The organism is Candidatus Paraluminiphilus aquimaris (genome assembly GCF_026230195.1).
GTDB lineage: Bacteria > Pseudomonadota > Gammaproteobacteria > Pseudomonadales > Halieaceae > Luminiphilus > Luminiphilus aquimaris.
Window position 1 is genome coordinate 492,920 of record NZ_CP036501.1, and the last position, 20,169, is coordinate 513,088.

Genomic DNA, 20,169 nt, shown 5'->3' on the forward strand with positions numbered 1-20,169 from the left:
TCTCGCTGGGGCTTGGCGCGAGCCATAAGTAACCACAGGCTCACAGAGCAGCGGGCAAGGGCTCGTCTTGCATACCCGCTACGAGATTTGCCAGCGCTAGCTCAAACATGGCTCTACGTGTCCGCTCGGTCGCACTTCCTACGTGGGGCAACAAAACGCAGCCGGGAAGCGAGCGAAAAACGCTATCAAGAGGCAGAGGCTCCTCGGCATAGACATCGAGGCCGGCCCGTAAACGACCTGTGGCTAACGCCTCTACGAGCGCCACCTCATCGACGATACCGCCGCGCGCTGTGTTAATGAGCATGGCCTGGTCTTTCATTAGTCCAAGTCGTTCTCGACTGATCATTCCACGGGTATCATCCGTAAGGGCGGTGTGAAGTGACACAATGTCAGCATTTGATAACAGCGTTTCGAGGTCGGTGAACTCCACACCGGCCACCTCGCGAGGCGTGCGGTTCCACGCTAAAACATGGCAACCGAAGCCTTTCAGTCTCTTTGCTACCGCCTGTCCAATTGGCCCCATGCCTATTAGCCCAACCGTGGAGCCACTTAGATCTGTTCCAAGTAACAAATTAGGCTTCCACCCATCACTCCAGGCGCCGGCGCGGACTAGCGCATCGCCCTCTGCCATTCGACGTCCAACGGCCAGCATCAATCCGACCGCTAAATCTGCCGTACTATCAGTCAGCACGCCGGGCGTATGACCTAAAGCTATCCCCTGACGCTTCGCGAAGTCGATATCGATATGATCAACGCCGACAGAGACTGTCGAAATAACTTTCAAATTTTGAGCCCCGGTGAGCACCTCTTCACCGAGCGGGCAGGTGAGTGTTGTCAAAACACCCTGCACCTCAGCCAACCATGAGGCCAGCGTGTCTTGGGGAATCGGCACATCGCTTTCCCAAACGCGGCATTCAAACATCTCATCCAAAAGCACTTTCGCAGCCTCTGGTATAGGAAACGTTACTGCTACTTTCATGTCAGCTAAGCTCCAGGCGCTTGAAATCCCGCGCCGCGGTAAACGACCAAAAAACTAAAAACAGCACCATCAGTCCGCTTCCCAGCCAGGCCATACCAAAACCTTGCGAAGAGAGAAGCCCAGCTGCAAACAGGGGACCGACAATCCGCCCCACTGATGACGCAGAGGCCGTCATTCCCATCATCCGACCGCGATGATTTGACTGCACAATCTCTGACGCAATGGCGTTAAGTAAGGGGAGACAAACCGTGGACCCCGAGAACGCAAACAAAATCATAGCTGGCATCCATAAAGTCGTCTCCCCAAGCGCAACGACAAACAAAGACGCGGCATACACTATAGCGCCAACACGAAGCACATTAAGGTGTCCAAACACACGGCTCAAAGTCGCCAGCAACCCACCCTGAAGTGTAATCATCGATACACCCACAACGCCGAAAAAATAACCCACATTAGAAGGGCCCCATTGATAAGCATCGGCCACCCAGAGTGGAAACAAATAAATGATCGAGCTTACGGAGCAGGTATGTGTGACGTACTGCATGAGCAGCAACTTATTTTTCCTAGGAGCAAGCACCGACACCGATGTGTTCGGAAGCGCTTGGTCGCCTTTACCGCCCTCCGACCTCACTATTTGGGGCGGTAGGAGCCAAAAAGCAAAAATGGCCGCGATTAGCGACATAACGGCAGCGGTATAAAAGGGTAAAGCAAAGCTCTCAGAGTCACCGGTTAGCAAGCCACCCAATACAGGCCCTGCTATTAACCCCAAGCCAAACGCCGTACCCACCAAACCCATCGCCTTTGCACGGCGCTCAGGCGGACTAAGGTCTGCCATCAGCGCCGTAGCCACTGGCAGGCTTCCCGCTGCCAGGCCTGATAGTGCGCGGCCCACATATACTTGCATCAACGTGTCGGATAACGCGGTTACGACGTAGGCGCCTGAACTCGCAAGTAGTGCGAGAACCAGTGCAAATCGTCGTCCAGCTGTATCTGACAAGCGCCCCCACATCGGCGCAATGATCGCAGCGCCTATGGCGTAAGTAATCATAATAAATGCGATGTCGGCGGCGTCACCACCTAGCGATGGCGCCATAAACGGTAGCAGCGGTATTACCAAACCAAAACCCACTAGATCAATGACAATGACCAGAAAAACCAGCCAAATAAGTGGACTGTGGCGCGATGCATCATTAGATGGCATTCGATGCGGACTCCCTAACAGCTTCGCGATCATAGACAGTCGGTTTAGCATGGCGAAGCCAATTAGAAGGGACCACGCATACCTGTCTCTGACGTCAATTGGGTGATATGACCTCCACTGAGGTAATTACACTGAAAAGCCGCCTTGAAACACCGGTTATTACCACCGGAATCAGCTTGCCCTGGATGAGGCCTCACAGAATCAGTGGTGCCTGCATTGTAAGGCAAAGCCTCACATTGGCAATTGCGCCGAAATCATACAAAGCCTCAGGTCTTTTTTGCTGTAAAAAGGCATATTGTGTTTCGAACCAATTACCTTACTATCCAGTGTGGTTAGACGCTCTTGGAGTAAGGGTTACAGTAAATCGAAAGTGGTTTTTGTCAGCGTTCATCGCCGCCTTCTTGGTGGTGGGTTCCGTTGCGCATGGAGCGACTCACGACTTCACACCCGACACTGAGCAAGAATTTGTCGAGTGCCAAGCCTGTCACCTACCGTTTAGTGAAACCGAGCAAACCGAGTTTGCTTACACTTACGCCGAGCAAACCACACGCTTTGAATCACTGACACTTGAGGAGCTGCCTCGAGAGGTTCGCCAATACAGGAGTCGCGCCCCACCTAAGCAATAAATCATCGAGTAATTGTTCTGATTTATTAACTTAGGAGTAACTCCAATGAAGCGTTTTTCCACGCTCGCAGTGGCCGTTGCCATTGCTCCACTTGCTTATGCGCAAGAAAATAGTATCGAAGAAATTGTTATCACCTCTTCGCTCGTACACGCCAGCTCAACAGCCACGGCATTTACCGTGTCTGGCGAGCAGATTGGACAAGCGGGCTCGCAATCTCTCGGTGAGCACCTTAGCGATCTGCCAGGTGTCTCATCTAACAACTTCGGTCCAGCGGTGGGTCAACCCGTAATTCGCGGAATGTCCGGAAACCGAGTCAAGGTTTTACAAAATGGCTTAGTGATTCGAGATGTTTCCGGCATCGGGCCTGACCACGCAAACGATCTTGACTTAAATAACGTACAGCAAATTGAAGTGGTGCGCGGCGCATCAGCACTTCTTTATAGCAACGGTGCGAGTGGCGGCATTATTAACGTCGTCGATAACACGATTGCGCGAAGTGATGTCGAGGAGCCAACTGCTTATATCTCGGGTGAGTCGCAATCTGTGAATGATGGACAGGGCTTTAGTGCTGGCGCGCGCGGTAACGTAGCGGGTTTCAACCTAAGCTACGACTACAGCGAGTTCGATGCTGACAGCTATGATGTCCCTCGCGGGGCAATCCTCCATGACGAGGAGCATGAAGACGAGCACGAAGGCGAGCACGAAGGCGAGCACGAAGATCATGATGAAGATATGACCACGCTTGCCAACTCGGACTATGAAACCGAGTCACAACGCATTGGTATATCGCGAACCGGCGATTGGGGCTACGTTGGTGCCTCCTATCAAGAGCTGAGCTCCACTTATGGGATCCCCTTTCATGGCGAGCACGCTGAACACGAAGGCGAAGATCATGACGACGATCACGAGGGCGAAGACCACGATGAGGATCACGATGAAGAAGGCCATGGCGATGAGCACGAGGAGCATGGGGAAGAGCGCATTGTCTCTCGCACAGACTCGGAGATTTTATCGCTAGAAGGCCGATTAAACATCAATAGCGACCTGCTAAATAGCGTGCGATTCAGTGTTCGTGACACCGACTACCTCCTTGCCGAGGCACACGCGGAGGAAGAACATGAGGGCGAAGAGCACGAAGGTGAGGAACATGATGATCATGGGCACTCTGAAGAACCTACTTTTTTCAGTAACGAGTCAACGGAAGTTCAACTCGTTTTTGAGTTAGGGACGGATGAAGCACCCCGTCGGGTCGTCGTCAATCGCGTCTCCGAGAAGCTCGCCGTAAAAGGTGAAGAAGCCTTCATGGAGCCCGTGAAATCCACCGAAACGACTATCGGCTTCTTTGCTGGCTTAGAGGCAGGTGGCTTTGATATCGATATGGGTGTCCGCTGGGACGATATCGAGCGTGAAGGCAAGATTCGTGAAATGCATCACGAGGAAGACCATGACGAGGATCACGACGAGGACCATGACGAAGACCATGATGGACACGGTGAAGAAGGGTTTGAATTAGAGCCTTTCACCTACCGGGACTCATCCTTCAGCGGTGCACTTTCTCTGAGTCGACCCATTACCGATTCTCTCGAATTTTCATTCAATCTAGGTCTGGTCAATCGCACACCGTCTGCCATGGAGCTGTTTATGAATGGCGAGCACCTTGCAGTAGCGCGATACGAAGTGGGTGATGCCAATCTCGACAGAGAGCGTGCGAACAATATAGACATTGGCCTCGTCTATTCTTCAGATGAGTGGTTTGCGAACGCTTCCCTTTATCGAAACCGTGTAGATAACTATGTTTATCTGCGGGACGAAATGGAAGACGATCACGAGGAAGAACATGAGGAGGAGCATGACGAAGACCACGATTCCGACCATGATGAGCATGATCATGAGGGCTTGATGATGTCTTCATATACTCAGCAAGACGCCACCTTCAGCGGCTATGAAATCGAGCTTGGCCGGCGCTTTACCCTCGCTGGTGGCGACCTCGAAATTCGGTTGCAGCGTGACGCTGTTAACGCCGAATTTGCGCGTGGTGGTGACGTGCCCAGGATCACGCCAGCAAGAAATGTTTTGGCATTTGATTACACTCGCGGCATGACCACTGCCTTACTGGAAATCCAAGACGTGAATCGTCAAACTGCCATCAGTGACTTCGAAACACCCACGAAGGGGTTTACCTTGGTTAACGCTCGCTTATCACACAGCGTAGAGCTGGGCGATCGAGCCGTACTCACGATCGGAGCCTACGGTCGAAACCTTACGGATGAAGTCGCGCGTAACCACACATCGTTCGTAAAAAATGAAGTTCCGCTTGCCGGCAGAAATATCGGTATCAGAGCGAGGTTGTCGTTCTAAATAAGTCCTACAGGGCGACCTACAAAAAAGGGCTACTGGTTTCAGTAGCCCTTTTTCTTTGCGTCTCATCATTATGAATGGGAAATTATCCGTGCTTTTGACGCTCAAGCATTGCACCCATTTGCTTCCAAACCGCGTTCACGGCCTTTAGAGGGCGAACCATAACCTTAAACTCGATAATCTGATCGTTCTCAAACGTAATCATATCGACCCCATTTACAAATATGCCGTCGACCATGACCGTGAACTCAAGAATCGCATGGTTATCCTGAACAACCTCTCGCACATACTGAAAGTCCTCGGATAAGGCCTTGTTAGCGGCCCGGAGGTACGCATAGGTAATGTCTCTTCCTTCCTGCGGCGTATGGACGACAGGCGATACAAAAACACAGTCCGGGTGTAAGAGATCAAAGAGCGCGTCCATATCGCCCTCTTCCATAACATGATGCCAACGTGCCAGCGCTTCCATGAACTACCCCTTTTCCCTTATTTTCAATTTAATAGGCCGCCCTAGATTTGAGACTGCGCCGTCTCGAAGTCTCGCTCCGCCGTTTTTCTTGCTTCGTAGGCCGCTTGTCCGCGCAGCCGATTCGACGATTTGACGCGGAGATCTCTGCGCCGCTTCTGTGCAGCGGCGAGCTGTTCAGAGAAGAAAGCCGGTTGATATTCTCCGGTAAGCAGCGATTCAATCAAAGCAATATCGATACCGAGTCGATAGGCAATTCGACTGGGCCGTATTCGATTCGCATGAAACTCGGCAACGAGACGAATCTGTTTTGCCTCCGTAAGCCGACACTCGCGGGAATAACCCAGAGGCGGATTCGGTGCTCGCTTTTGTTGTTCACGTGACATTTCCACGGACGCTTCCTGTGATATCGCTTAACCAGTGGGAGTATTGCAGACTGAGCATAATCGCCGAACAAAATTTAACAAGATTCTGCGACAATTATGGTCTCGCATAATAATTCTAAGCCAGAGGTTACAACAATGTCGCCGTTACAGGCCAAACCAGCCATCATTGCTCATCGTGGAGCATGCGGATATTTGCCTGAGCACACCCTTCAGGGAGTTGAACTCGCGCATCAACAAGGCGCGCATTTTATTGAGCAAGATGTGGTGCTCACTGGTGACGGCATCCCCATCGTGCTCCACGATATAACACTCGAGCTCACCACCAACGTTGCGGTGCTCTTCCCAGAACGTCAGCAGCACGATGGCAAGTTCTACTGTCATGACTTTACGCTGAAGGAGATCCAGTCAATGACGGCGCATGAGCGGACAGACAGTGAGGGAAGACGTGTTTTCCCGAGTAGGCATGCAGGACCTTACGATGGGTTTAAGGTGCCTACGCTGGCAGAGGAGTTAAGCCTAATCGATAGCTTGAATGCCAAAGGTAATCATCAGGCAGGCGTCTACATCGAACTAAAGCAACCGGAACATCACGAACGCCTCGGCGCTGATCTTTTTAAGGCTGTTTACGACGTGCTTGAAAGGTTTGATCGACTCAATGACCCACAGAGCACCGTGATTCAGTGTTTTGACCCAGAAACCCTTAAGCGATTCAAAAGCGACGAGCGATTTTCCAGCACACTCATTCAACTTATTTGCGAAGGAATGCCCGCTGATTTGCGGGGCGATTTCGATCGTATGCAAACCGCTCAAGGTATTGGCGAGATTCGCCAGTACGCCGACGGAATAGGCCCGCATATTCCTCTGCTATTTGATAAGAACGGCGGACCGAGCAAAATGGTCACGGCGGCTAAAAACTTAGGTCTTTTTTTGCACCCATTTACACTTCGTGCAGATTCAGCAAGCCTAGACGGTGTAAACTTCACCGAACTACATAAGAAACTTTTTGTCGACCTACAGGTTGATGGCGCATTCACAGACTTCTCAGATAAAACGCGTGATTTAATACGACAGCTGGAGATCTAAAAACCGTGCCAAAAGACACCACCCGTGTGCATCGCAGAACAAAAATTGTCGCAACTGTCGGTCCAGGCAGTGACAGTGAGGACATGATCAGCCGGCTCATCGCCGCCGGTGTGGATGTCTTTCGATTAAACTTTAGCCACGGTCTTGCTGACAACCATCAGCGGGTTGCGAGTCGTATACGTAAGCAAGCTAGACACCACAACCGATATGTTGGCGTATTAGCGGACCTCCAAGGCCCGAAAATCCGCATTGCCGGGTTCCGTGAGGGCTTTGTTAGGCTCACCGCTGGAGATTCTTTCGATCTTTGCCTCGATAGGGGCTCCGACGAAGGCGATAGCTCTTGTGTGGGCATTGAGTATAAGGACCTGCCTAACAGCGTCGAAGTCGACGACATTCTGCTTTTGGACGATGGGAAGATGCGTCTTCGCGTTGATAGCGTGAGCGCGACAACCATCAGTTGCACGGTGGTCATCGGCGGAAAACTTAGTTCACGAAAAGGCGTTAATAAGCTAGGGGGAGGCATTGCCGCCCCTGCACTCACCGAGAAAGACAAGAATGATATCAAGAGCATGGAGAGCATCCAGCCTGACTTCGTAGCCGTCTCTTTCGTGGCCTCCGTTGGTGACATTGAGGAGGCGAGGAGCCTTCTAAACGAAGTAGGGGTTAACGCCGGTATCATCGCAAAGATCGAACGCGCAGAGGTGGTTGCGGAAAGCGGCTTACTCGACGACATCATCGACGCCTGCGAGGGTGTAATGGTTGCGCGCGGCGATTTGGGTATTGAGGTTGGTGATGCGCAGCTAATCGGCATTCAGAAAGACCTCATTTCGCGTACGCGTAAACGAGACCGAATGGTCATCACAGCCACGCAAATGATGGAGTCGATGATTGAAAATTCGATGCCAACTCGTGCAGAGGTATTCGATGTCGCAAACGCGGTGCTCGACGGGACAGACGCAGTCATGCTTTCCGCAGAGACAGCCGTGGGGTCGTATCCAGTAGAGGTTGTTCGGTCTATGGCAAGCGCGGCACTGGGTGCCGAGCGCCACCCTGTTGCCCGCACGTCTCGGTACCGCCAGGATCGGGAATTTCGTTCGCCGCAAGAGACCATTGCGCTGTCAGCCATGTACGGGGCCAATCACTTCCCCGGTGTCGCGGGCATCGCTTCTCACACAGAAACCGGTAGCACCGCGATGCTGATGTCACGATTGAGCTCAGGATTACCCATCTTTGCCTTAAGCCGAAATCCGGAAACGCTTCAGCGCCTTGCGCTATGCCGAGGCGTCATACCGCTTTATTTCGATGTCAGTGCCTTTGACAGCCGAGACGTTGAAGCTCGCACAATGGAATTCCTCAACGATGCGGGATTCATATCAAAGGGCGATTTTATACTCATGACAAACGGGACGCGTGTTGGGCAAGCCGGCGGAACCGACTCCATTAAGCTCCTTTCTGTTGGCTGAATTGTCACCGACATGAAATGTTCATTAGACTGTCGCGGGCGATGCGCCTATAGTGGGGCACGTTCGGGTGTGTCGACGTTGCGATAGCGGCTCAATCCACCTCGACGAACAAGCGTATTTGCGCAAAACATTTTTTAAGTAATAGGTAAAATAGTATGTCTACAGTTACAGGTACCGTTAAGTGGTTCAATGAAACCAAAGGATTCGGTTTTATTGAGCAAGAAGGCGGACCCGACGTGTTCGTTCATTTCAGTGCTATTCAAGGTGATGGCTTCAAGACTCTCGCCGATGGCCAGAAAGTTGAGTTCACCGTCACAGCTGGCCAAAAAGGACCACAAGCTGAGAACGTTGTTCCCGTCTAGAATTCTCTTCCCGTAAAAAAAAAGCCGCCCAAGGGCGGCTTTTTCACATCTACGATAAAAGGTTTAGCCGAGCTCTTTAGCGATCTCGTTGAGGCGCTTTTCCTCGCTGTTAATGTACTTCAGCCACTGCTGCGCGAATGATTTTGCTCGCTTGTCTTTAGCTGCCTCGCGGAACGCTTTTCGTGCCGCATTAAACTCACCCAGATTAAAATAAGCCATGCCGAGCGCGAGTCGTGCTTGATCTGCACGCTTAACACCACCGCGTTTTAGGCCTTTGTTAAGGGCATCAACGGCCGCTTTATTCTTATCCACGTCGAGGTAAACACTGCCAAGACGCGCATACAGCTCGCCTTTTTCAGATTTTTCGGCAGCAAGCTCGAGCATTGGAAGGCTCTTCGTTACTTCCTGCGCCTGACGCCACGCGACACCGGCGAGCTCGTAATTCTTCGAGTCGTCCTCGACAATCTCGTCCTTAAAGCCCTTTTCCAGCGTCTTCGCCGCAGGATAAGGTACTTCCGCGTTCAAGTAGAGCTGCGAGAGTAAAACCAAGTCCTGGCTTTTATCGAGGAGATTCTGCTCATAAGTCGCTTCAAGGATAGCAAGCTGGCGGCCCTCATCTTTTTGCTCACCGTAAAGGTGAGAGGCCTGCACCCAATATTGCTTCTTTGGGTAGTACATGATGAGAATTTCTAGGATATCGAGTGCTTCGGCAAAGTTATCGCGATCAAAATGAATAAAACGCGCCAAGTTATACCACTGCTCCTTCGGGAGCTTACCGGCAGCCTCTTCACGATCAATAGCAATTTGAATATTCTCTAAGCTCTTGTCGTAATCCTTCAGCTGGAAATAACCATTCGCTAAGAGTACGTAAGCGTTTGTATTAGGAATCTCTGTAACGGCCATCCACTGATTCAGTGTATCGATACCCTTTTGCCAGTCTTCCTGAAGAAAATAGAGCTGCGCGATGGTGAAAAGGGTACCCACCTCTAACGCAATCGGAATCTGGGGCCGCTGATCAATGACTTTACGATAATAGTTCAGCGCGCCTTTGTAATCTTCAACCGCATAACGCAAGAACGCATACGTGTTGTAGACGTTGGCAAGCTCGTAGGCGTTTAGCTTCCGCTTCTTACTGGTCGCATCGAGCATCTCATTAAGAACCGCCTCTGCTGAAACGTAATCCTTGTTCTCAGCAAACGTCTGAGCTTCTGCGAGCTTCTCGTAAATGTTATTTCTCAGCGCAGGTGTCTTGCGTGTCTCTTGCTTCTTCTTGCCACTGCTGTCTTGCGCCGCGACGTCTGAAACAGCCGTTATGACGCCCGCGCGATCGAGAACAACCGATGCGCCGAGGACCACTGTGGCCATACACGTAGCCGAAAGTAGGCGCTTAATACCTGAGGTTACTCCGGTCATTATCGACGTCCTCCCTCGAGCTCATAAGTAAATTTGTTCTGCACACCCGCCACTTCAATGGCTTGACCATCAACAACCCGCGGCTTGTACTTAAACTTCATCGCCGCCTTGATGGACGCGCGCTCAAAAATCCCCTTGGGCGAGCAGTCAGTTTCACTTTCCACATAGGGATCGCGAATAGCACCAGTCGTTGTCACGGTGTAGGTCACAATGCAAAAGCCGGTAATACCTCGCGTCTGTGCTCGTCGAGGATAGATGGGCGCAACTTTAACGATAGGCAAGTATTCACCGTCGCCGGAAGACAGACCTGATGCATTAATACTCACGTTCATAGCCACAGTAGGGGCCATGTTGGCGGCGTTCATATCAACGTCCATATCGAAGTCTAGCGGCTCCATATCGGGCGGCGGCTCGTCGGGGTCCTCTACTTTTTCCGGTAAGACCTCTTTCAAATTAGTCTCGATAACTTTGTCAGGAACCACGATGTCCGCAATTTTTCGAGTCTTGACGTCCTCTTGCTCAAACTGAGTGTCAATGAGGCTCTGCATTAAATAAAACAGTCCTAAAGCGATGGGGACCGCTGCGACTGCTCCAATAATTGATCGTAATGTCGCTGGCATTTTACTACTCGTCTATCGTAGAAAGGCATGGAGGAGCGGTGAAGGTTGATCGCAATGAATCAAATAGTTCCTCAACGACATACCCTGGACTGTCGTAGTCGGCCTGAATCACGATATTCGCTCGGGGCGTCTCATCCTTCGCCGCTTTAGCTAAAAAGCTAGCACGCTCAAGTTTAATTTGGTTTTTGTTGTAGTGGATTTTACCTTGGTCATCCACTGCAAAAATAATCGTTCCATTAGGACAGGCCTCAGTTGTCGCCGCCCCTGGCTTATCGATCTCTACACCGGGCTCTTTAACGAACGAAGACGTCACAATGAAGAAGATCAGCATGATGAACACAACATCAAGCATCGGTGTTAAATCAATTTGGCTTTCATCCTGCTGTGATGCCGCAGATGCGCCCGCCTGGTCTCGTAAACTCATAACTTAACCCTTGTCGGTGGCCCAACTAACGTTGTATTGACCCGCCTCTCTCGCCGCGTCGGCAACATCAGCAACAATCCCTGTGGTCGCGCCTTTCGCAACCTTAATGGTTACGGGTGCTTCCGGATCCTCAGCAAGCAATCGCTGAATATTCGCGCGAACCGCTCTCACATCAACACGACGGTTTTCCATCCAAAGCTGATTATCAGATGCAATTTCGACAACGATACTTACCGAGTCATTAGGATCTTGGGGTTGATTGTCATCCGGACGATTAATTTCCAGTCCTGCTTCCTTCAAAAAGGAAGCCACCACGATGAAGAAGATGAGCATGATAAACACGACGTCCAGCATGGGCGTCAAATCAATCTCCGCACCTTCTTCCTCGCGTTGTTTAGCTATTTTTCTCACTTCGAATTCCTCGGTTAGTCAATCAGTGGTCAGAAGTCAGTTGATCTTCCAACAACTGCTGCTCACGCAACGCCATGCGCTGAAGCTGCGTATTCGCAAACAAGCCAGAAAGCGCCGCTACCATTCCCGCCATGGTGGGAATGGTGGACCGCTCTACGCCACCGGCCATTGACTTGGCATCACCACCACCGGTTACCGCCATGACATTAAAGACCTCGATCATGCCGGTCACCGTGCCTAGCAGACCCAATAAAGGGCACAGAGCAACGCACGTAGCAATGAGGCTCATATTATCGTTGATGTAGCTTCTACTCTCAGACAGGAGCTTCACGCGAATTTGCTTCGCGTTCCATGACTTGCGCTCCGCTCGACCTTCCCAAACATCAACCGTCATCAAACGGTCAGCCTTCCAGCCACCTCCGAGAAAGTAGATAAAGCGCTCAATAATCAGAGTCCACATGAAGAAGACAAGGGTGGCAATGATCCATAGGACATTGCCGCCTTTATCCATGAACGCCAAGATGGTGTCGAACAATTCCATCGCCTTCTACTCCGTACTTAGCTAGTCGCTTAGTTACCCGCCGCCTCAGCGCGCTCAGCGACAATGCCTGTCGCCTGCTCGTTGAGAATGTGGATGATCTTCTGCGCTCGGCCGTTTACTACGGTGTGAAGCAGTACAGTAGGAATCGCCACCAATAGACCCAGTACCGTAGTGATCAAGGCGCTAGAAATACCACCAGCCATTGCCTTGGGGTCACCCGCACCGAAGATCGTAATCGCCTGGAAGGTAATGATCATACCCGTCACCGTACCCAATAGACCCATCAGCGGCGCTACGGCAGCGATGATCTTAAGTAGCGTGAGGCCAGCTTCCAGTTTTGGTGTCTCACGAAGCACCGCTTCCGCCATCTTGAGCTCAAGCGTCTCCGTGTCGATGTTTGGATTCTCTTGGCTTACCAAAAGAACGCGACCCAATGGGTTGTTCGTCTTCGCTTCGCCTGATTTGAGCTGGCTGTTAACGGCGGCACCCATCATGGTCAGCATGATGACCCGAGCAATGGCCAGCAAGAAAGCAAATACACCCACTGCAGTGATCGCGTAGCCGACATAACCACCTTGGTGCCAGCGCTCTTCCAATGTCGGCGTATCAATAATCGCCGCTAGGAACGAACCACCTGTAGGACCTGTTGGGTCAATACCAAACTGACTGAGACCACCTGTCGCATCGGCAAGCGACGCGGCGTTAGCGACGGCGTTGCCACTCGGCTGCCTAGGCAACTCAGCGAGCTTTTCATTGCCGTAGGTCAAGTAGTTTCCATCAACGTCGATAATGTTGAACGCACCAACACGAACCACTTCTCGCTGAGCGATTTCACCGGAGGGCGTCGCAACCTCTGCCGTGAAGCGCGACACAACACCTTGCTGGGTGATTTCGTTGAGCATTTCATACCAAACCTTCTCAATTTCCTCGATTTGGGGAAGCTGATCAGAGCCAGTCATTTTTGCGATTAGCCCCTGAAGAAAGCCTTCTCGACTCGGGTACTCAGAACTAACCAGTGAGACCTCGATGTTAGACGCTAAATCGCCCGAAGCCGCGGTGAGGTGGCCAAAGAGCTCCGACAGTGATCCCAGACGCTCTTTCAACTTCTCCTGTTTAGCGGCGATGAGGAGTTCGTTATCTTCGAACTTCTTTTCGAGCCGTGCCGAACGACGCTCTTCAGCAGCGCGCTCGCGCTCAGCGCGATTGAGCTCAGACTGCTGATTTGCCTTGTCTTGAGCAAAACGTTGCTCCCGCGCACGGTTTTCACCGGCGGCACGCGATCGGCCTTGCTTAACGAGGTCGAGGAGCTCGCTCATGTTCTCAGCGGCGACTTCCTGAGGCGTGGGGCCTGCAGGCACTTCTGGTGCCGCTGGATCTTGCGCCACGGCCACACCGGCAAACATACCCGCAACGACGAAGGTTGTTGCTTTCAAAAACTTAGCATTCATCTTAGTTAGCCTCCGGTGCCGCGATAGGCATATTCAAGAGTTCAATAGTCGCCTGTTTCTTGGCGATGCGGACCGCTTTGCGAACGGCCGCTGAGTAGTCGGCAGACGAAAGCGTCTCCCAACTGCGATTAGTGTTATTCCATGCACGTGTCTCAGCACCATCGGTGGTCTGTGCAACGAGCGCAACGCGGCCGATTCGAAGAACGTCGACCTCTCGGGCGGCTCCATCAACCTCAATCGTGTCAGAGTAAGACTCAATGCCCCGTCCGTATTGCAGCTCAATAGAATAAAGCTCAAGGACCTGCCGGAACGCCTCCGCTGACGTCACATCAGAGCGATCGAGGTTAGCGCGCACGGCTTCGATGTTTCCCTTACGGGTATCAAGGTCAAATGGCATATCCAAGTCGATGAACTGGCCTAAGCCATCGAGCATCCGTGTCACCAGTGGTGGGATCTGTCGCTGAATAATCGCAGCGTCCGAAATCGACTGATCAATATCAGCGATTCTTCGCTCTTGGTTGGCTATTTGACGGTCAAGGCGCGCGTTGTAGACCTTGAGGCCCTCAACTTGCTTCATAACCGTTTTGTAATCTGACAATAGATCGCGCGTTTCATCCGCGAGGCGATCTATTTTGCCTTGTGAAGATCGCGCTGCTGACGTGCGATCCTTACCAACCTGCATGATCGCTTCGAGTGAATCAGCATTAGCTACTGCTGCGCCACCCAAGAAACTGGCGGCGATGGTCGCAGCGCCTAAAAAAGTTTTAAGCCGAGTGATAGTCATGGGATTTGTGTTTCCTCACGCAAAAGTGTTCGTGGTCCACAAGTGAACCGTTTGTCGTCGGTACGGTAATTGTTCGGCCGCAGATCTATTTATAGGTGCTATCGACCTGCCGACGCGTGACAGGAACTCTATAACCAAGATAGATACAGTGCAATGTTTCAGGTAGCGGAAATCCGCCAAAAACGAGAAATATTAGACCCTTTGGGTATTTTCGAGCTCGATAACGCTAAAGTCATGACTGTTTCGAAGTCCACCCTCCGTAAAGGTGTTCGTCACTTCTCGCCAAGATGCGAATTCGGTTAGGTCGAAATAGGCATCACCCGACACATTACCGTGGACACGCGTCAAAAATGCGCGACTCGCAAACGGCATCGCCTGACGGTAGACCTCAGCGCCACCTATTACCATCACACTGTCCGCACCATCGATTAGCGCCTGGCCTTCTGCGATATCAATCGCCTCTACCATGGAATGAGCGACTGTCACGCCATCCACTCGCCACGCTTCGTCTCGCGTAAGGATGATATTTAGCCGACCCGGTAATGGCCGACCGATTGATTCAAAAGTCTTTCTTCCCATGATGATAGGGCGTCCAAGTGTTGTCCGCTTGAAGTGCTGTAAATCATCTGGGAGCTGCCAAGGCAGGGTATTACCGCGACCAATAACGCCGTTATCGGCAACGGCGACCACTATCGCAACAGGGAGACTGTCATCGACTCGCATGATCAGATGGCGACCGGGGCCGAAATGTTGGGTTCGGGGTCATAGCCCCTAAGCGCGAAGTCCTCAAAGCTATAGTCGTAGATGCTGTTAGGCTTTCGCATAATCTCGAGCGTTGGTCTGCTCTTAGGCTGCCGTGAGAGCTGTGTTTCTACTTGCTCTGCATGGTTGCTATATAAGTGGCAGTCACCCATCGTCACGACCACTTCACCCGGCTCCAGCTCTACCTGCTGACACAGCATATGAACCAATAAAGACACCGACGCGATATTAAAAGGGAGGCCTAAGAAGGCATCACTGGAGCGGATGTAAAGCATCGCAGATAACTTGCCGTTCGCGACATAGAACTGATAAAGCAAGTGACACGGCGGAAGCGCCATACGGCCAGCCTCAACGTTTTCTTGAGGGGACATCGTCTCGTCAGGAAGGTATTCCACATTCCACGCATGAAACAGGATGCGCCGACTCTCAGGGCGGTGGCGCAGGCAATCGATGACGTAATCGATTTGGTTAATGCTGCCACCGTCTCGTGTTGGCCAATTAACCCATTGCGCACCGTAAAGCGGACCTAGCTCACCGGCTTCAGTAGCCCATTCGTCCCAGATTGATACGCCGTTTTCACGGAGCCATTGGGTATTGGTGTCACCATTAAGAAACCAGATAAGTTCGTTGACGACACTCTTAAAGTGCACTTTTTTCGTCGTCAGAATCGGAAAGCCTTCAGCTAGGTCAAAGCGAAGCTGACGACCAAAAACTGACCTAGTGCCCGTGCCCGTGCGATCTCCTCGGTCAACGCCGTTGTCACGAATATCTTTGAGCAAATTTAAATACTGTTGCATTTTACGTCCTACGACCTGGCATCGCGCCTATAAGCCCATATGATAATCGCCGCACCTACAATAATCATGGGTAGCGATAATAATTGCCCTCGGGTGATCCAACCAAGTGCGTCAAATCCTATGTGAGCATCGGGCTCACGGAAGAGTTCTGCAGCTGAGCGAAGCACCCCATAGCCCAGCAAAAAGCAACCTGCCGCCGACCATCGAGGCCTGGGTCTTTGGGTGAACCAAAATAACAGCCCGAAGAGCAGCATGCCCTCCATGGCAAATTGATAAAGCTGGGATGGATGGCGCGCCAACCCACTCGGATCGTTGGGGAAAACCATTGCCCATGGCACGTCAGCGGGGCGCCCCCACAACTCCTGATTAATAAAGTTCCCCAGTCGACCTAAAGCAAGACCGACGGGCGCAAGTGGTGCAATGAAATCAACCAACGCCCCGAACTCAATTTTGTGATGTCGGCATAAGAACCACATCGCTACAACGACGCCTAGGAACCCACCATGGAAGGACATGCCGCCCTCCCAAATACGAACGATTCTGAGGGGGTCGTCCACAAGCGAACCCGACCCATAAAAAAGCGCATAGCCGATGCGCCCACCGGCAATAATGCCAAGCGCTGCGTAAAAAATCAGGTCGTCAATTTGGTCTACTTTGATCGGGGAACCCGCTAGCTGCGCTCGGTGCCTTCCGAGCCACCAAGCGAAGATCAGCCCACCGACGTAGGTTAGCCCGTACCAATAGATTGAGACGGGACCCACGGAGAGTGCAATCGGGTCGATATTGGGATACTGGATCATTATCTACCTTAAACTTTCCCTGGCTTTTTGGCGCTATCGCTTTCGCCGGCGGCGCCGCGAATTGGATTTTTGTTTTGCTGTCGGGCCGGGCAGGGTGAGCCCAGATAATTCGGACAACGCTGAACGATAGACCTGCTGCTTGAAATCGACGACCGACGAAATCGGATACCAGTAACTCACCCACTCCCAGTCTTTAAACTCTGGGGTCTCATCGCAATCGAGTCGAACAGCGTCATCCGGCGCATCAAGCCTCAACAAAAACCACTTCTGCTTCTGTCCAATACAAATGGGCGTTTCATGCTTACGAATATATTTAGAGGGCAATCGATATCTCAACCACCCATTGGTAACGCCCAACAGGGTGACGTGCTCTGGAAGCAGCCCTATTTCTTCTTGCAACTCACGGTACATTGCCTGCTCGGGACTCTCGCCCGAGTTGATTCCGCCCTGAGGAAACTGCCACGAATCTCGGCCCTTTACCCGCTTACCCCATAGCACTTGCCCACTATGGTTAGTCACGACGATACCGACATTGGGTCGAAAGCCCGCCTCATCAATTACCCGATCTTTTTCTGATGTACTCACAGAAGTCCTTTTCGATGCATTTCTCAACCGACAAAACACATATGTACTAAACTCTCCCATGCGTAGTGTCCCACATCGTAGGCCGCCGCGCTTACACGTCATTTATTTAGCGTCACGTTAAACCAAGGAACTTACATGGGGCTTGCGCTCTTCGATCTCGACAACACACTCATCGCTGGCGACTCGGACCATCTGTGGGGTGACTTTTTAGTCAGCCAAGGGCGCGTTGATGCCATCGAGCATAAAGCGCTGAATGCGCATTTTTATGATCAGTATAAAAATGGTGAGCTCAATATCGACGAGTATCTAACCTTCGCTTTGGGCCCAATGACCGGGATGACAAAAGAGACGCTCGCACCCCTTCAGCGACAATTCGTCCGGGATCATATCGAGCCTATTTTACTGGACGCTGCGTTTGCGCTTTTAGAGCAGCATCGAGCGCTCGGCGATACGCTCGTCATCATTACGGCGACTAACACCCTCGTCACTCAGCCCATTGCAGACCGCCTGGGTGTGGAGCATTTAATAGGCTGTGAAGCCGAGATCATAGAGGGGTATTACACGGGGAAGCCTACGGGCGTGCCGTCGTTTGCAAAAGGCAAAGTGGCGCGCATGCAAACGTGGTGTGAAGAAAACAAAAAGTCTATGGAAAATGCGGTCTTTTACAGCGACTCTCACAACGACCTTCCGCTCCTTAGGGCCGTAGATCGGGCTGTTGCTGTAGACCCAGACGACCGGCTCCGCGAGGAAGCCGTGCGCAAGGGCTGGGACGTTATTTCGTTGCGAGGCTAATCTTCTTCATCGCAAAGCTGCTCATACTCTTCGGCAGACATCAATGCATCGAGCTCACTGATATCTTGGGGTTGTAGCTTAAAGAACCAACCGTCATTGAACGCGTCTGAATTGACTGTCTCGGGTGCATCCTCGAGCCCTTCGTTTGTCGCAACAACCTCACCGGTCAAAGGCGCATAGATATCCGACGCGGCTTTTACTGACTCAACCACGCCAGCCTGATCACCAGCCGCTATCGAGTCACCTACCTCTGGCGTTTCGACATACACGACATCACCCAGCGCGTCTTGAGCGTGCTCGGTAATACCAACGGTTACCGTTCCGTCTTCTTCACGACGAACCCACTCGTGGGTCTTTGCGTAATAAAGTTCAGGTGGATTCTGGCTCATGAACGCTTTCCTCGATATCAATTAAACAAACAATCGTCATATTGTAGTCCGACACGCGGGGAATTAGCAGGCTCAGGATTACCAATCCGTAGGGGTTTTCCGAAATTTCGGTACTCTTTTTAAAAGCGGGTTTTAAAAGCGGGTTTTAAAATGCAGAGCTTAACGTCGAGGTGTAACGACAGGGTCTAACAGCAGGGTTTGAAGGCGGGGTGTATTAGTGAGATGGAACACCTACCCCGTGTAGCAAATCTCGCTTTCTCGCGAGCCTTTTTGCACTTAACCCTCTCCCACCGCCTGCTTAATAAACCAGCGCTTTGCTAAGGGCATGGCATCCACCGCAGTCAACCCGGCATTACGCAGCATGGTCGCCGCGGGGTGGCGACTGCCAAACCCCCATTTAAAGGCTTGCATGGCAGCCATCATGGCTAGATTATCCCCTTTACGCTGACGCTCGTAACGCTTCAAAACAGTGGGGCTCCACCATTCTGTATTACGCTTGTGTGCCAGCAGCACCTCAGCAGCAAGCGCCTTTGCATCTGACAAGCCCAGGTTTATTCCCTGACCTGCAAGAGGGTGTATGGCATGCGCGGCATCTCCAACCAATACGAAACGGTCACGCAAATAATCAATCGCATGACATTGCACAAGAGGGAAAAGCTGGCGCTCACTTACGTCAATCACCTGCGGGCCTCTACCGCCTAAAGCCAGATTTAACCCCTTCAAAAAGGCGCCGTCATCGGCCTCTATCCAGGATTCGGCCTCCTGATCATCAAGCGACCAAACTATGGAGCACAGGTCTGTCTCCGACAGGGGGAGAAGCGCGAGTGGGCCGGTCGGCAAGAACGCCTGCCAGCATGCTGATGCGTGTCCCGGTGCCACGCGCACAGTAGCCACAATCGCTTTTTGACCATAAGACCACTGACGGGTGCGAATGCCTGCCAGTTCACGACTCACTGATCGCCCGCCATCGGCGCCAATGACCAATTGCGCACGAATGTTTGTCCCAGCACGAGTGACCACAGTCGCTTGGTGATCATCGAAATCTAATTGCGCCAACCACGTGTCCCACTCGATTGTGATATTGGCGGTTTGATTGGCCAGATTAACGAGCGCATCAGTGGTTATCGGGGCCTCAACGATGTAACCCAGTGCATCGAGTGAAAGCGATTTAGCATCGAACTCTACAAGCCCGGTCCCCTCAGAGTCCCACACCACCATATCGGTATACGGTCCGACACGACCACCCTCCCAAATCGCTTGCCAAGCCCCCAGTTCAGACAGGAACTTAGTTGATGCCGGTGTCAGCGCGGTGACTCGAGGTGCCCAGTCCGATAAAGCGCGTTGGGTTGGAGGGGGGCGATGTGATGGCTGAGCGTCAAGCACCACAATATTGAGCTTGGTCGGTGCGAGCGCCAAGGCTGCAGAAAGTCCTATGACACCTGCGCCAACAATGACGATATCGACTTGATAATCAGCCAC

General features: G+C 52.0%; 23 protein-coding genes. 6 read left to right on the top strand and 17 right to left on the bottom strand.

The window, feature by feature from the left end; genetic code table 11:
- Positions 1 to 40: 40 nt before the first annotated feature.
- Together E0F26_RS02125 and E0F26_RS02130 are read right to left on the bottom strand one after the other, a co-directional pair.
- Complete coding sequence (locus tag E0F26_RS02125) at positions 41 to 979, bottom strand: 2-hydroxyacid dehydrogenase (RefSeq protein WP_279242401.1); 939 nt, start codon at positions 977 to 979, stop codon at positions 41 to 43.
- Between the two features lies 1 nt (position 980).
- Positions 981 to 2,231: an MFS transporter gene (locus E0F26_RS02130; RefSeq protein ID WP_279242402.1), complete on the bottom strand. Its 1,251-nt coding sequence runs from the start codon at positions 2,229 to 2,231 to the stop codon at positions 981 to 983.
- Positions 2,232 to 2,557: 326 nt separating this feature from the next.
- On the opposite strand from E0F26_RS02130, the gene E0F26_RS02135 reads away from it, so the two are divergent.
- Positions 2,558 to 2,806 carry a hypothetical protein gene (locus E0F26_RS02135; RefSeq protein ID WP_279242403.1) on the top strand — a complete coding sequence of 83 codons (249 nt, stop codon included), beginning with the start codon at positions 2,558 to 2,560 and terminating at the stop codon, positions 2,804 to 2,806.
- A 45-nt stretch (positions 2,807 to 2,851) separates the two neighbouring features.
- The gene (locus E0F26_RS02140; RefSeq protein WP_279242404.1) at positions 2,852 to 5,164 is read left to right on the top strand and encodes a TonB-dependent receptor; all 2,313 of its coding nucleotides are present in this window, start codon (positions 2,852 to 2,854) and stop codon (positions 5,162 to 5,164) included.
- 85 nt (positions 5,165 to 5,249) lie between these two features.
- Here the strand turns inward: E0F26_RS02140 and E0F26_RS02145 are convergent, their stop codons facing one another.
- Both E0F26_RS02145 and E0F26_RS02150 read right to left on the bottom strand, forming a co-directional pair.
- On the bottom strand, positions 5,250 to 5,633 hold the full coding sequence (locus E0F26_RS02145) for a nuclear transport factor 2 family protein (RefSeq protein ID WP_279242405.1): 384 nt from the start codon (positions 5,631 to 5,633) through the stop codon (positions 5,250 to 5,252).
- A 41-nt stretch (positions 5,634 to 5,674) separates the two neighbouring features.
- Positions 5,675 to 6,016 (bottom strand): hypothetical protein, encoded by a 342-nt coding sequence (locus tag E0F26_RS02150; RefSeq protein WP_279243244.1) that lies wholly within the window; start codon positions 6,014 to 6,016, stop codon positions 5,675 to 5,677.
- Between the two features lie 135 nt (positions 6,017 to 6,151).
- Here E0F26_RS02150 and E0F26_RS02155 point away from each other — a divergent pair, with 135 nt between their 5' ends.
- From E0F26_RS02155 to E0F26_RS02165, 3 genes are all read left to right on the top strand, one after another.
- Positions 6,152 to 7,099: a glycerophosphodiester phosphodiesterase family protein gene (locus E0F26_RS02155; RefSeq protein WP_279242406.1), complete on the top strand. Its 948-nt coding sequence runs from the start codon at positions 6,152 to 6,154 to the stop codon at positions 7,097 to 7,099.
- A gap of 5 nt (positions 7,100 to 7,104) precedes the next feature.
- On the top strand, positions 7,105 to 8,562 hold the full coding sequence (gene pyk, locus E0F26_RS02160) for a pyruvate kinase (RefSeq protein ID WP_279242407.1): 1,458 nt from the start codon (positions 7,105 to 7,107) through the stop codon (positions 8,560 to 8,562).
- A 155-nt stretch (positions 8,563 to 8,717) separates the two neighbouring features.
- Positions 8,718 to 8,924, top strand: coding sequence for a cold-shock protein (locus tag E0F26_RS02165; RefSeq protein WP_009471942.1), 207 nt, complete (start codon positions 8,718 to 8,720; stop codon positions 8,922 to 8,924).
- Between the two features lie 63 nt (positions 8,925 to 8,987).
- Here E0F26_RS02165 and E0F26_RS02170 read toward each other — a convergent pair whose 3' ends face one another.
- From E0F26_RS02170 to E0F26_RS02220, 11 genes are all read right to left on the bottom strand, one after another.
- Positions 8,988 to 10,337 carry a tetratricopeptide repeat protein gene (locus E0F26_RS02170; protein WP_279242408.1) on the bottom strand — a complete coding sequence of 450 codons (1,350 nt, stop codon included), beginning with the start codon at positions 10,335 to 10,337 and terminating at the stop codon, positions 8,988 to 8,990.
- Positions 10,337 to 10,957, bottom strand: coding sequence for an energy transducer TonB (locus E0F26_RS02175; protein WP_279242409.1), 621 nt, complete (start codon positions 10,955 to 10,957; stop codon positions 10,337 to 10,339). The genes E0F26_RS02170 and E0F26_RS02175 overlap by 1 nt, the downstream gene beginning before the upstream one ends.
- A 4-nt stretch (positions 10,958 to 10,961) precedes the next feature.
- Positions 10,962 to 11,381, bottom strand: a complete 420-nt coding sequence (locus E0F26_RS02180; protein ID WP_279242410.1) for an ExbD/TolR family protein — start codon at positions 11,379 to 11,381, stop codon at positions 10,962 to 10,964.
- 3 nt (positions 11,382 to 11,384) lie between these two features.
- A complete protein-coding gene (locus tag E0F26_RS02185; RefSeq protein WP_009471946.1) occupies positions 11,385 to 11,792 on the bottom strand; it encodes an ExbD/TolR family protein in 408 nt (135 codons plus the stop codon).
- A 22-nt stretch (positions 11,793 to 11,814) separates the two neighbouring features.
- Complete coding sequence (locus tag E0F26_RS02190; protein ID WP_279242411.1) at positions 11,815 to 12,333, bottom strand: MotA/TolQ/ExbB proton channel family protein; 519 nt, start codon at positions 12,331 to 12,333, stop codon at positions 11,815 to 11,817.
- A gap of 29 nt (positions 12,334 to 12,362) precedes the next feature.
- Complete coding sequence (locus E0F26_RS02195) at positions 12,363 to 13,781, bottom strand: MotA/TolQ/ExbB proton channel family protein (RefSeq protein WP_279242412.1); 1,419 nt, start codon at positions 13,779 to 13,781, stop codon at positions 12,363 to 12,365.
- Between the two features lies 1 nt (position 13,782).
- Entirely contained in the window at positions 13,783 to 14,565 is a 783-nt protein-coding gene (locus E0F26_RS02200) for a DUF3450 domain-containing protein (RefSeq protein ID WP_279242413.1), read from the bottom strand.
- A gap of 192 nt (positions 14,566 to 14,757) precedes the next feature.
- Positions 14,758 to 15,288, bottom strand: a complete 531-nt coding sequence (locus E0F26_RS02205; RefSeq protein ID WP_279242414.1) for a dihydrofolate reductase — start codon at positions 15,286 to 15,288, stop codon at positions 14,758 to 14,760.
- Between the two features lie 2 nt (positions 15,289 to 15,290).
- A complete protein-coding gene (locus tag E0F26_RS02210) occupies positions 15,291 to 16,124 on the bottom strand; it encodes a thymidylate synthase (protein WP_279242415.1) in 834 nt (277 codons plus the stop codon).
- Positions 16,125 to 16,132: 8 nt separating this feature from the next.
- Positions 16,133 to 16,924, bottom strand: a complete 792-nt coding sequence (gene lgt, locus E0F26_RS02215) for a prolipoprotein diacylglyceryl transferase (RefSeq protein WP_279242416.1) — start codon at positions 16,922 to 16,924, stop codon at positions 16,133 to 16,135.
- A 33-nt stretch (positions 16,925 to 16,957) separates the two neighbouring features.
- A complete protein-coding gene (locus tag E0F26_RS02220; RefSeq protein ID WP_279242417.1) occupies positions 16,958 to 17,509 on the bottom strand; it encodes an RNA pyrophosphohydrolase in 552 nt (183 codons plus the stop codon).
- A gap of 135 nt (positions 17,510 to 17,644) precedes the next feature.
- On the opposite strand from E0F26_RS02220, the gene E0F26_RS02225 reads away from it, so the two are divergent.
- Positions 17,645 to 18,301, top strand: a complete 657-nt coding sequence (locus E0F26_RS02225; RefSeq protein ID WP_279242418.1) for a histidinol-phosphatase — start codon at positions 17,645 to 17,647, stop codon at positions 18,299 to 18,301.
- Here E0F26_RS02225 and gcvH read toward each other — a convergent pair.
- Together gcvH and E0F26_RS02235 are read right to left on the bottom strand one after the other, a co-directional pair.
- Positions 18,298 to 18,690, bottom strand: coding sequence for a glycine cleavage system protein GcvH (gene gcvH, locus E0F26_RS02230; RefSeq protein WP_279242419.1), 393 nt, complete (start codon positions 18,688 to 18,690; stop codon positions 18,298 to 18,300). The two genes, E0F26_RS02225 and gcvH, sit on opposite strands and share 4 nt — an antisense overlap.
- A 276-nt stretch (positions 18,691 to 18,966) precedes the next feature.
- On the bottom strand, positions 18,967 to 20,169 hold the full coding sequence (locus tag E0F26_RS02235; protein ID WP_279242420.1) for a UbiH/UbiF/VisC/COQ6 family ubiquinone biosynthesis hydroxylase: 1,203 nt from the start codon (positions 20,167 to 20,169) through the stop codon (positions 18,967 to 18,969).